At 71.1% G+C, this 12,062-nt stretch carries 10 protein-coding genes and 1 other RNA gene; 7 read left to right on the top strand and 4 right to left on the bottom strand.

Annotation, left to right across the window (positions count from 1 at the left end):
- Window positions 1-73: 73 nt before the first annotated feature.
- The 4 genes from VHAB30_RS21840 to hmpA form a co-directional block, all read right to left on the bottom strand.
- Window positions 74-631: a VUT family protein gene (locus VHAB30_RS21840; protein WP_139701420.1), complete on the bottom strand. Its 558-nt coding sequence runs from the start codon at window positions 629-631 to the stop codon at window positions 74-76.
- Window positions 632-633: 2 nt separating this feature from the next.
- Complete coding sequence (locus VHAB30_RS21835; protein ID WP_159278595.1) at window positions 634-2,259, bottom strand: NAD(P)/FAD-dependent oxidoreductase; 1,626 nt, start codon at window positions 2,257-2,259, stop codon at window positions 634-636.
- A 73-nt stretch (window positions 2,260-2,332) separates the two neighbouring features.
- Complete coding sequence (gene cysK, locus VHAB30_RS21830; RefSeq protein ID WP_062478599.1) at window positions 2,333-3,253, bottom strand: cysteine synthase A; 921 nt, start codon at window positions 3,251-3,253, stop codon at window positions 2,333-2,335.
- Window positions 3,254-3,368: 115 nt separating this feature from the next.
- The gene (gene hmpA / locus VHAB30_RS21825) at window positions 3,369-4,553 is read right to left on the bottom strand and encodes an NO-inducible flavohemoprotein (protein ID WP_159278594.1); all 1,185 of its coding nucleotides are present in this window, start codon (window positions 4,551-4,553) and stop codon (window positions 3,369-3,371) included.
- A gap of 135 nt (window positions 4,554-4,688) precedes the next feature.
- On the opposite strand from hmpA, the gene norR reads away from it, so the two are divergent.
- The 7 genes from norR to VHAB30_RS21790 all read left to right on the top strand — a co-directional run bounded on the left by norR (window position 4,689) and on the right by VHAB30_RS21790 (window position 12,062).
- Window positions 4,689-6,275 carry a nitric oxide reductase transcriptional regulator NorR gene (gene norR / locus VHAB30_RS21820; RefSeq protein ID WP_159278593.1) on the top strand — a complete coding sequence of 529 codons (1,587 nt, stop codon included), beginning with the start codon at window positions 4,689-4,691 and terminating at the stop codon, window positions 6,273-6,275.
- Between the two features lie 59 nt (window positions 6,276-6,334).
- Window positions 6,335-6,703, top strand: an RNA gene (gene rnpB, locus VHAB30_RS21815) — RNase P RNA component class A.
- 158 nt (window positions 6,704-6,861) lie between these two features.
- Window positions 6,862-7,320 (top strand): MarR family winged helix-turn-helix transcriptional regulator, encoded by a 459-nt coding sequence (locus VHAB30_RS21810; RefSeq protein ID WP_159278687.1) that lies wholly within the window; start codon window positions 6,862-6,864, stop codon window positions 7,318-7,320.
- Window positions 7,321-9,432: an FUSC family protein gene (locus VHAB30_RS21805; RefSeq protein WP_235926885.1), complete on the top strand. Its 2,112-nt coding sequence runs from the start codon at window positions 7,321-7,323 to the stop codon at window positions 9,430-9,432.
- Complete coding sequence (locus VHAB30_RS21800; RefSeq protein ID WP_062483051.1) at window positions 9,429-9,635, top strand: DUF1656 domain-containing protein; 207 nt, start codon at window positions 9,429-9,431, stop codon at window positions 9,633-9,635. Before VHAB30_RS21805 ends, VHAB30_RS21800 begins: the two co-directional genes overlap by 4 nt.
- A 25-nt stretch (window positions 9,636-9,660) precedes the next feature.
- The gene (locus tag VHAB30_RS21795) at window positions 9,661-10,584 is read left to right on the top strand and encodes an efflux RND transporter periplasmic adaptor subunit (protein ID WP_095743575.1); all 924 of its coding nucleotides are present in this window, start codon (window positions 9,661-9,663) and stop codon (window positions 10,582-10,584) included.
- A complete protein-coding gene (locus VHAB30_RS21790; RefSeq protein WP_159278592.1) occupies window positions 10,581-12,062 on the top strand; it encodes an efflux transporter outer membrane subunit in 1,482 nt (493 codons plus the stop codon). Before VHAB30_RS21795 ends, VHAB30_RS21790 begins: the two co-directional genes overlap by 4 nt.

The following is a 12,062-nucleotide window of genomic DNA, read 5'->3' as shown; positions in this document are numbered from 1 at the left end:
GAAGAAAAAGAACAACCGGTCCCGCGCGGTCAGCGCGGCCGGAACATCCTGCGGGTATTGTCAGGGCGGATGGTCATGCGCGTGCAGCGCCTCGGTCACCTCGGTCAGGGACCTGCCGCCCGATCAGCAGCCGGAACGGCAGCAGCATCAGCACACCGACACCGAGCTTCACGCCCAGGTCGCCGAGCGCCCAGGTGAGCCAGGGGCCGTCGGTGCCCGCGAAGGCGATGCCCCAGAAGACGATGCTGTCGAGCACGGCCGCGATCACCGTGGCCACCAGCGGCGCGCGCCACCACAGGCCCCGGCGCAGGCGGTCGAACACGCGGATGTCGAGCAGCTGCGAGGCGATGAAGGCCAGGCCCGAAGCGGCAGCGATGCGCGCCGGCGCCAGCAGCAGCGACACCGCCACGGCCACCGCGAAGCCGACCCACGCCACGCGCCGCGCCATGCCGGGGCCGAAGCGCCGGTTGACGAGGTCGCTCACGAGGTAGGCCACCGGGTAGGTGAAGGCGCCCCAGGTGAGCCAGTCGTTGATGGCGAACTGGACCAGGAGGTTGGACGCGAGCACCACGGCGGCCATCGCCAGCGTGGCGACGGCCAGCTGGCCGGTGGTGGGACGGTGGAAGTGCATCGTCAAACGGCGCTGCCGAGCACGCTGCGCGCCACGGCCTCGGCCACCTTGATGCCGTCCACGCCGGCCGACAGGATGCCGCCCGCGTAGCTCGCGCCCTCGCCGGCCGGATAGAGGCCGCGCACGTTGAGGCTCTGGAAGTCGTCGCCGCGCGTGATCTTGATCGGCGACGAGGTGCGCGTTTCCACGCCCGTGAGCACGGCGTCGTGCGTGTCGAAGCCCTTGATCTTGCGGCCGAAGGCCGGGAAGGCTTCGCGCATCGCCTCGATGGCGTAGGCGGGCAGGGCCTGGTGCAGGTCGGTCGGCGTCACGCCAGGCTTGTACGACGGGATGATGCTGCCGAGGGCGGTCGATGGCTTGCCGGCGATGAAGTCGCCCACCAGCTGGCCGGGCGCGTGGTAGTTGCTGCCGCCGAGCACGTAGGCGTTGCTTTCGAGCTGGCGCTGCAGCGCGATGCCCGCGAGCGCATCGCCCGGGAAGTCGCGCGGGTCGATGCCCACCACGATGCCCGCGTTGGCGTTGCGCTCGTTGCGCGAGTACTGACTCATGCCGTTGGTGACCACGCGGCCCGGCTCGCTGGTGGCCGCGACCACGGTGCCGCCGGGGCACATGCAGAAGCTGTAGACCGAGCGGCCGTTGCTGGCGTGGTGCACCAGCTTGTAGTCGGCCGCGCCCAGCAGCGGATGGCCCGCGTGGCGGCCCCAGCGGGCGCGGTCGATGAGGCCCTGCGGGTGCTCGACGCGAAAGCCGATGGAGAAGGGTTTGGCCTCGATGTGCACGCCGCGTGCATGCAGCATCTCGAAGGTGTCGCGCGAGCTGTGGCCCAGCGCCATCACGACGTGGTCGGCGCGCAGTTCGCCGCTGGTGCCGGTGGTCTGGTCCAGCACCGTGAGACCACGCAGGTGACCGTCTTCGATGTGCACGTCGGTCACGCGCTGCTCGAAGCGGATCTCGCCGCCGAGCGCGACGATCTGCTCGCGGATGTTCTCCACCACCTTCACCAGCTTGAAGGTGCCGATGTGCGGGTGCGCGACGTACAGAATTTCAGGCGGCGCGCCGGCCTTCACGAACTCTTCCATCACCTTGCGGCCGAGGAAGCGCGGGTCCTTGATCTGGCTGTAGAGCTTGCCGTCCGAGAAGGTGCCGGCGCCGCCTTCGCCGAACTGCACGTTCGACTCGGGGTTCAGCACGCTCTTGCGCCACAGGCCCCAGGTGTCGCGGGTGCGCTGGCGCACGGTCTTGCCGCGTTCGAGCACGATGGGCTTGAAGCCCATCTTCGCGAGCATCAGCGCCGCGAAGATGCCGCAGGGGCCGAAGCCGATCACCACGGGCCGCGTGGCGTCCGCGGGCGCCTGGCCCGGCGGCGTGTAGCGCATGTCGGGCGCGGGCTGGATGTGCGGGTGGCTGGCGTGCTTGGCCAGCAGCGCGGCTTCGAGCGCGGCGTCGGCCAGCTGCACGTCGCAGATGTAGACCGTGAGCAGGTCGACCTTGCGGGCGTCGAAGCTGCGCTTGTAGACGGTGTGGGAGGCGATCGCTTCGGTCGGAACGTCGAGCGTCCGGGCGATCAGGGTGGCCAGCGCCTCTGGGGCGTGGTCGAGCGGGAGTTTGAGTTCGGAGATTCGCAGCATGTCGTGGGGCTTGTGGTTATCAAGCAGACCGACGATTTTAAGCGCCCGGGGCGCTATGAAACTTGTAGCTGGATCAGGCGGGCAGGAAGCCTTCGACCGACAGGTAGCGCTCGCCGGTGTCGTAGTTGAAGCCCAGCACCACCGCATCGGGCGCCAGCGAGGGCAGCTTCTGCGCGATGGCCGCGAGCGTCGCGCCCGACGAGATGCCGACCAGGATGCCTTCCTCGACCGCGCAGCGGCGCGCCATTTCGCGCGCCGGCTCGGCGTCGACCTGCAGCACGCCGTCGAGCAGCGAGGTGTCGAGGTTCTTCGGGATGAAGCCCGCGCCGATGCCCTGGATGGGGTGGGGTGCCGGCGCGCCGCCCGAGATCACGGGCGAGGCCACCGGCTCCACCGCGAACACCTGCAGCTTGGGCCACTTCTTCTTCAGCACCTTCGCCACGCCGGTGATGTGGCCGCCCGTGCCCACGCCGGTGATGAGCACGTCGATGCCCTCGGGAAAGTCGGCCGCGATCTCTTCGGCCGTGGTGCGCACGTGCACGTCGACGTTGGCGGGGTTGTTGAACTGCTGCGGCATCCACGCGCCGGGCGTGCCGGCCACGATTTCCTCGGCGCGGGCGATGGAGCCCTTCATGCCGTTGGCGCGCGGCGTGAGGTCGAAGGTGGCGCCGTAGGCCAGCATGAGGCGGCGGCGCTCCACCGACATGCTGTCGGGCATCACCAGGATCAGCTTGTAGCCCTTGACGGCCGCGACCATCGCCAGGCCGATGCCGGTGTTGCCCGAGGTCGGCTCGACGATGGTGCCGCCGGGCTTGAGCGCGCCGCTCTTCTCGGCGTCTTCCACCATCGACAGCGCGATGCGGTCCTTGATCGAGCCGCCGGGGTTGGCGCGCTCCGACTTGATCCAGACCTGCTGCTTCGCATGGCCGAACAGGCGGTTGATGCGGATGTGCGGCGTGTTGCCGATGGTCTGGAGGATGTTCTGGGCCTTCATGGAATCTCCTTGGGTGCGAGGGTCGGATGGTCAGCGCGCATTGTGGCGCCCCCTGGGCCGGGTTGCACCCGGCCCGCGACCGTTTCAGCACGAGGGGATGGCAGGCCGTTGCGGTTCAGGCCTCCAGGGCTTCCAGCGGCCCGAAGAACTCGTAGCGAAGCTGCTGCTTCGGCACGCCGAGCGCCAGCCCGTTGGCATAGACCGCCTTCATGAAGGGCTTCGGTCCGAGAAAGTACAGGTCGACGTCACGGTCTTCCGGCAGCAGCCCGGCCAGCAGCTCACGGGTGACGAAGCCGGTCGCGTGCGGCGTGTCGGTGTCGCGCGGCGCGTCGTAGACATACAGCGGCTTCACGTTCGCATGCCGCTTTGCCAACGCATCCACGCGGGCGCGGAACGCATGCGCGCCGCCGTGCCGGGCCGCGTGGACGAAGTGAACCGGCCGGCCCGTGTGCGCCATCGATTCGAGCATGCTCATCGCGGGTGTGATGCCCACGCCGCCCGTCACCAGCACCAGCGGGCGCGCCTGCTCGCCGGCGGGCTGCAACACGAAGTCGCCGCACGGTGCCTGCGCCTGCAGCTGCGTGCCGATCACGGCGGCCTCGTGCAGCCAGTTCGAGGCGCGACCGCCTTCTTCCTTCTTCACGCTGATGCGGTACCACGGCTTGCCCGGCGCGTCGGACAGCGAGTAGTTGCGCCGCACCGGCTGGCCGTCGATCTCCAGCACCAGCGTGAGGTACTGCCCCGGCGAGAACGCCAGCAGCGCGCCGCCGTCCACGGGCTCCAGGTAGAACGAGGTGATGACCTCGCTTTCGTCTTCGCGCCGGGCCACGCGGAATTCGCGCGTGCCGCGCCACCCCCCGGGTTGCGCCGCATTGGCGCTGTAGACGGCTTCTTCCGCGGCGATGAGCAGGCCCGCCAGCGATTCGTAGGCCTCGCCCCACGCGGCGATCACCTCGTCGGTCGCGGCATCGCCGAGCACCTCCTTCACGGCGCGCAGCAGGTAGTGGCCGACGATCGGGTAGTGCTCCGGCAGCACGCCCAGCGCGGCGTGCTTCTGGATGATGCGGGGCAGGGCGCCGGCGATCGCTTCGAGCCGGTCGATGTGCGCGCCGTACGCGATGACCGCGCCCGCCAGCGCGCGCGCCTGCGTGCCGGCGCCCTGGTGCGCCTCGTTGAAGAAGGCCTTCACCTGCGGATGGCCCTCGAACATGATCTTGTAGAAGTGGCTGGTGATGGCCTCGCCGTGGGCCTGGAGCGCGGGCACGGTGGACTTGACGATGGCGATGGTTTGCGGGTGCATGGTCTGGCGCTTCCTCTGTTGAGATGCGTTGGTCATCTCACGATCCGTGCCAGCCGGAGGGCCTCTGCAAGTGCTTGACGTCATTGGGGATTTACCGGGCGTGGTCAAATTCACAACAACTCCAGCGTTGTACTTATGACCACATTGCGTGTCGATTCGACCACCGAGGCCTCACCACCCGAGCCCGAAGCCGAGGCCGCCCGCTACCGATCGCTGCTCGCCGCCGCGCGCGGACTGGTCCGCTGCGATGCCGCCGCGCTGCTGCAGCTCGACGTCGACGTGCTGAAGCCCGTCGCGGTCGACGGCCTGAGCGACGAAACCCTGGGGCGCCAGTTTCCCGTGGCCGCCCATCCGCGCTTCGCGCGCCTGCTCGACAGCGAACGGGGCCTGCGCTTCGCCCACGACAGCAACCTGCCCGACCCGTACGACGGCCTCGTTGCCGGCCAGCCGGGCATCCTGCCGGTGCACGACTGCATGGGCGCGCCGCTGCGCCTGCGCGGCGCCGTCTGGGGCCTGCTCACGCTGGACGCCCTGGAACCGCACGCCTTCGATGCCGTGGGCCCGGCGCAGATGGAGGCACTGATCGCCCTCGTCGAAACCGGCATCGAGGCCGCCCACACGATCCGCGAGATGCAGGCGCGCGCCATGCGCGAGCAGGCCGTCGCGCAAGCGCTGCGTGCGGGGCGTGGCGCGCCGCGCGAGCTGCTGGGCAGCAGCCCGGCGATGAAGCAGCTGTGCCACGAGATCGACACGGTCGCCGTGTCCGACCTCACGGTGCTGCTGCTCGGCGAAACCGGCGTCGGCAAGGACCTGGTCGCGCAGCGCCTGCACGCGCGCTCGCGCCGCAGCGAGCAGCCGCTCGTGCAGGTCAACTGCGCGGCGCTGCCCGAGACGCTGGCCGACAGCGAACTCTTCGGCCACAAGCGCGGCGCGTTCACCGGCGCCGTGCAGGACCGCGACGGCAAGTTCGAGATCGCCGACGGCGGCACGCTCTTTCTCGACGAGGTCGGCGAGCTGCCGCTGAGCGTGCAGGCCAAGCTGTTGCGCGTGCTGCAAAGCGGCGAGGTGCAGCGCCCCGGCAGCGACCGCATGCGCAAGGTCGATGTGCGCGTGATCGCGGCCACCAACCGCGACCTGCCCGCGGCGATCGCGCAGGGCCGGTTTCGCGCCGACCTGTACCACCGGCTGTCGGTCTATCCGCTGGTCGTCGCGCCGCTGCGCGAACGGGGGCGCGACGTGCTCGTGCTCGCCGGCAGCTTTCTCGAGGAGAACCAGCACCGGCTGGGCGCGCGCAACCTGCGGCTCTCGCCGGCGTCGAAGGCCGCCATGCTGGCGCACGGCTGGCCGGGCAACGTGCGCGAGCTCGAGCATGTGATCAGCCGCGCCTCGCTGCGGGCGTTCAGGGAGCAGCCGCGCGGCTCGCGCTGGACGGCCATCGAACCGCATCACCTGGCGCTGGACAGCGCTGCCGTCGTGGGAAGCGCCGTGGCAGCGCCCGTGCAGGCCCCGGCGAACGAACACGCGGGGCCTGCCATCGCTGGCGGCACGCTGCGCGAGGCGACCGAGGCCTTCCAGCGGACCTGGCTCTTGGAACTGCTCGCCCGCCACGGCGGCCGCGTGGCCAGCGCCGCGCGCGAGGCCGGCATCGACCGCAGCAACTTCCACCGGACCTTGCGCAAGCTGGGCCTAGTGCAGGCCGGCGACGGCGAAACGCCCGGCTGACAGCCGGCGCGCGGCATCGCCTGAAGGGTCATTGATGGAGCGGGCGATAATCGACCTGTGAAGCACGCCAGACCGCCGCTGGTGCAAGCCCGAAAGGGACGACGCTCTGCCTTCGGGCAACAGCATCGGGTCGAAAGATCGCACTGGAGGAACGTCCGGACTGCACAGGACAGCGCAGGAGTTAACGACTCTCCACCGTGAGGTGAGGATCAGAGCAACAGAGACGAGCCGATTCAGTTCGGGTGAAACGGGCAATCTCTGCGCGCAGCAACACCAAGTAGGCCAGTATTGAGGTGGTTCCGCTGAGCTGGCGGGTAGGTGGCATCGAGCCGTTTGGCGACAAACGGCCCAGAGTAATGGCGGTCACGCCGGGGTCTTCGCAAGAGGGCTCCGGTGCACAGAATCCGGCTTATCGGCGAGCTTCACACTTTTCTTTCTCTCCCCCTTTTCCCTGGGCCGCGCACTGACGTCGTGCGCGGCTGCGTGCAGAACTCGGTAGAAACCCGTACAATTGTTAGCAAGCTAACTAATTGATAACGCCGTGGCCGATACCGAACCCATCTCCCCGTTGCGCGAACACGCGCTGATGCGGCTCGGCACCTCGCTGTCGGTGCTCCAGCGCGGCTACCGCGCGGCGGCCGACAAGGCGGTGGCGCATGTGGGCCTGTCGCAGACGCTGGCCTGGCCGGTCGTGGTGCTCGGGCGCATGGAAGACGGCGTGCGCCAGGGCACGGTGGCCGAGGCGCTGGGCATCGAGGGGCCCTCGCTGGTGCGCTCGCTCGACCAGCTGGTCGAGGCCGGCTTCGTCGAGCGCCGCGAAGACCCGGCCGACCGCCGCGCCAAGACGCTGCACCTCACGCCCGCCGGCCGCGCCGTCTGCGAGCCCATCGAGGCCGCGCTGCGCCAGATGCGCGCCGCGCTGTTCGAAGGCATTCCCGACGAGGACATCGCCGCCACCTTGCGCGTCTTCGGCGCGCTCGAGGCCAAGCTCGGCCGCAGTGCCTCCGGCATGCAGAGCCTGCAGCAGGAAGGGCGCGGCCAGTAAATGGCACTGTCGATGGCCCTGCCGCGCTTCACCCGCGCGGAAGTTCTCTTTTCCGTCAAGAGCTTCGCCGCCGCGATGCTGGCGATGTACCTGGCCAGCCGCGCCGGCCTGCCGCGCCCGTTCTGGGCGCTCATGACCACCTACGTCGTCGCCCATCCGCTGGCCGGCGCCGTGCGCTCCAAGGCGGTGTTCCGCTTCTGCGGCACGCTCATCGGCAGCGTCGCCACCGTGCTGATGGTGCCCGCGCTGTCCAATGCGCCCGAGCTGCTCACGCTGGTGCTCGCGCTGTGGGTCGGGCTGTGCCTGTATGTGTCGCTGCTCGACCGCACGCCGCGCTCGTACGTCTTCATGCTCGCGGGCTACACGGCGGCGCTGATCGGCTTTCCGTCGGTGCAGACGCCGCTCGTGCTGTTCGACACCGCCGTGGCGCGCGTGGAAGAGATCGGCCTGGGCATCTTCTGCGCCACGCTGGTCCACAGCCTCGTGCTGCCCGCGGGGCTCGCGCCCACCGTGCTGGGCCTGCTCGACCGCACGCTGAAAGACGCGCGCCAGTGGCTCGGCGACCTGTTCCAGCCCGGCGACCGCAGCACCCCCAAGGACGCCGACCCGAAGCGCCTGGACGACGACCGCCGCCGCCTCGCGGGCGACATCACGCAGCTGCGCCTGCTCTCGACCCACGTGCCCTTCGACACCACGCACCTGCGCTGGACCGCCGGCGCGATCCGCGCCATGCAGGACCGCGTGGCGGCGCTCACGCCCGCGCTGTCGGCCGTCGAAGACCGGCTGCAGGCGCTGGCGCAAGCCGAAGGCCGCCTCGCGCCCGACGTCACCGCCGTGCTCGCGCTGGCCGCGCAATGGCTGCGCGACGAAAGCGATCCGGCCGTCGATGCGTCGGCCCGCCTGCAGGCGCTGCGCCAGGCGATCGCCGCGCTGGGCACCGCACAAGACACGGGGCTCACGCCCTGGGCCCGCGCGCTGCGCATCGGCCTCGCGGGGCGGCTCGAAGAACTGGTCGACGGCTGGACCGCCTGCGCCCGGCTGCGCCGCGACATCGACGAAGGCCTGAAGGGCGGCGCGCCGCTGCGCCGCACGGCCGCGCTGGGCCAGCGCGCGATGCACCGCGACCACGGCATGGCGCTGCTGTCGGCGCTGGCCGCCGTCATCGCCATCTGCGTGTGCGGCGCGTTCTGGATCCTCACCGGCTGGACCATGGGCTCGGCCGCCACCATGATGGCCGCCGTCTTCTGCTGCTTCTTCGCCACCATGGACGACCCCGTGCCCGCGATGCACGGCTTCCTGAAGTGGACGCTGTGGTCCATTCCCATCTCTGCCGTCTACGTGCTCGTGCTCATGCCCACGGTGCAGGACTTCGGCATGCTCGCGCTGGTCTGCGCGCCGCTGTTCCTGGTGCTGGGCCTGTACCTGCCGCGCCCGACGCACTTCATGGCCGCGATGGCGCTGGTCTTCGGCGTGTCGGGCACGCTGGCGATGCACGACACCGCGAGTGCCGACCTCGTGAGCTTCATCAACAGCATGACCGGCCAGATCGTCGGCGTGGTGATGGCCGCGCGCGTCACGCGGCTGGTGCGCTCGGTGGGCGCCGACTGGAGCGCGCGCCGCATCCAGCGCGCCACCTGGCGCGAACTCGGCGACATGGCCGCCTCCACGCAGCCGCAGTACGCGCAGAGCAACGCCTACGCCGTGCGCATGCTCGACCGCATCGGCCTGCTGGCGCCGCGCATCGCGCAGGCCGGCGGCACCGTGGAAGGCGTGGCCGCCAACGACGCGCTGCGCGACCTGCGCATGGGCGCCGACATCGCCGTGCTGCAGCGCGTGCGCGCCCAGCTGCCGATGGCCACCTCGGCCGCGCTGCTCGGCGGCATTGCGCGCTTCTTCCGCCAGCGCGGTGAAGGCCGCATGGCGCCGCGCCCGGCGGCGCTGCTGCCGCAGATCGACGAGGCGCTGGCGGCGGTGCTCGCCGCGCGCGACAGCTCCACCGCGTCGCGCGCCGCCGTCACCGCGCTGGTCGGCCTGCGCCGCAACCTGTTCCCCGACGCGCCGCCTTCGCTGGCAGGCGTGTCTTCCTCTTCACCGCAAGGAGCTTCCGCATGATCGGCGAAGCCAGTTTCTACGGGCTCTACGTGCCCTGGCTCATGCTGCTGGCCGGCGCCGCGCTGCTCGCCCTGTGGGGCGTGCGCCGGCTGCTCGCCGCCACCGGCCTGTACCGCTGGGTGTGGCACCCGGCGCTGTTCGACATGGCGCTGTACCTGCTGCTGCTGTACGGCCTGAGCCGCCTCACGGCGCACCTGCAATGACAACGCAAACCACACAGAGATTTCCATGAAAGCCAACCCCTTCGCAGACAACCCCCGGGCCCAGAGCCTGCTGCGCGTTCTCCTCACCGTGGCCGTGGTGGCCGCCGCCGTCTGGGCGGGCTTTCGCCTGTGGGACCACTACGAGCTCGCGCCGTGGACGCGCGACGGCCGCGTGCGCGCCAACGTGGTCCAGATCGCGCCCGACGTGTCGGGCCTCGTCACGGCCGTGCCGATCCGCGACAACCAGCCGGTCGCCGCTGGCACGCTGCTGTTCGAGGTGGACCGCGCGCGCTACGACCTCGCCGTGCGCCAGGCGCAGGCCGCGCTCGCCGCGCAGCGCGCCGTGAGCGCCCAGGCCCAGCGCGAGAACGCGCGCAACACGGGGCTCGACGAGCTGGTGTCGAAGGAGTCGCGCGAACAGACCCGCGCCCGCGTCGAGCAGGCGCAGGCCGCCGTCGCGCAGGCCGAGGTGGCGCTCGATTCGGCGCGCCTGAACCTTCAGCGTGCCGAAGTGCGCGCGCCGGCCGACGGCCTCGTCACCAACCTCGACCTGCGCCAGGGCAGCTACGCCGCCGCCGGCCGGCCGGTGCTCGCGCTGGTCGATGCGCAGTCGTTCTACGTCGAGGGCTACTTCGAAGAAACGAAACTGCCGCGCATCCACCTGGGCGACCGCGTGCGCGTGACGCCGATGGGCGGTGGCGCGGTGCTCGAAGGCGCGGTTGACAGCGTGGCCGCCGGCATCGCCGACCGCGACCGTTCCACCAGCGCCAACCTGCTGCCCAGCGTGAACCCGACCTTCAACTGGGTGCGGCTGGCGCAGCGCATCCCGGTGCGCGTGAAGCTCGACCCGCTGCCCGAAGGCGCGCGCCTCGTGGCCGGCCAGACGGTCACCGTGCAGGTCCTCGAACACGACGCGGCCCACGCTGCCGCTACGCCGAAGAAGGGATGACCGCCATGACCCGCTTCGCCTTTCGCATGGCTTCGCTCGCGGTCGCGGCCGGGCTCGCGGCCTGCGCGGCGGTCGGCCCCGACTACCGGCAACCGCCCGAGGCGCTGGCCAGCCAGCCCGCTGCCGGCAAGCCGTTCGCCGAAGCACCGGCCCATGCTGCGCCGCTGCCCGCGCACTGGTGGCGCCTGTACCACGACCCGCTGCTCGACCGCCTCGTCACCCAGGCGCTCGCGCACAACACCGACCTGCGCCAGGCCGTCGCCAACCTCGAGCGCGAACGCGCCATCGAAACCGAAGTGGCCGGCGCCAAGTACCCGACGATCGGCGTGAACGGCGGGCCGTCGTTCGGCCACGTCTCGGGCCTGTCGCTGCTGCAAAAGGGCTACGAGCCGCCGAACACCTTCAACTACAGCGCGGGCGCGTCGCTGTCGTACCAGGTCGACCTGTTCGGCCAGATCCGCCGCGCCATCGAGGCCTCGGCCGCCAGCAGCCAGGCCGCCGAAGCCGCGCTCGACCTCGTGCGCGTGAACGTCGCGGCCGGCACCGCGCGCGCCTACGCCGAAGCCTGCTCGGCCGGCCTGCGGCTGCAGATCGCGCAGAAGTCGGTCGCGCTGCAGCAAGACGCCGTGAACGTCACCGAACGCCTGCAACGCGCAGGCCGCGCCGGTGCCATCGACGCCGGCCGTGCGCGCGCCCAGCTCGCACAGCTCGACGCCGCGCTGCCGCCGCTGAAGGCCCAGCGCCAGGGTGCGCTCTACCGCCTGGCCACGCTCACCGGCGCACTGCCGCAAGATTTTCCGCGCGAGGTGGCCGACTGCACCACGCCGCCGCGCGTGGCCGGCGCACTGCCGGTGGGCGACGGCGCCGCGCTGCTGCGCCGCCGGCCCGACATCCGGCAGGCCGAGCGCAGCCTGGCTGCCTCCACTGCGCGCATCGGCGTGGCCACGGCCGACCTCTATCCGAAGGTGACGCTGGGCCTGTCGGGCTCGTCGGCCGGCCATGCCACCGGCTTCGGCCGCCAGGACACGCTGGCCTGGAGCGTGGGCCCGCTGATCTCGTGGACCGTGCCCAACACCGGTGCCGCGCAGGCCCGCATCGCGCAGGCCGAGGCCGGCACGCGCGCCGCGCTCGCGAAGTTCGACGGCACCGTGCTGACGGCGCTGCGCGAGACCGAGACCGCGCTCGGCACCTACGCCCGCGAACTCGACCGCCGCACCGCCCTGCAGGCCTCGCGCGACGAAAGCGCCAAGGTCGCCGCGCAGGCGCGCCAGCTGTACCGCAACGGCCGCACCGCCTACCTCGACGCGCTCGACGCCGAGCGCGCATTGGCCGGCGCCGACGCCGCACTGGCCGCCAGCGAGGCGCAACTGGCCGACGACCAGGTCGTGCTGTTCATGGCGCTCGGCGGCGGCTGGGAGCCGGCCGATGACGCGGTCGCACAAAGCCAACAAGGCAAGCCCGCCACGACCGTCCGCTGA

The organism is Variovorax boronicumulans, assembly GCF_009811375.1.
Classification (GTDB): Bacteria; Pseudomonadota; Gammaproteobacteria; order Burkholderiales; family Burkholderiaceae_C; genus Variovorax; species Variovorax boronicumulans.
This window is presented reverse-complemented; position numbering and strand designations above follow the sequence as displayed.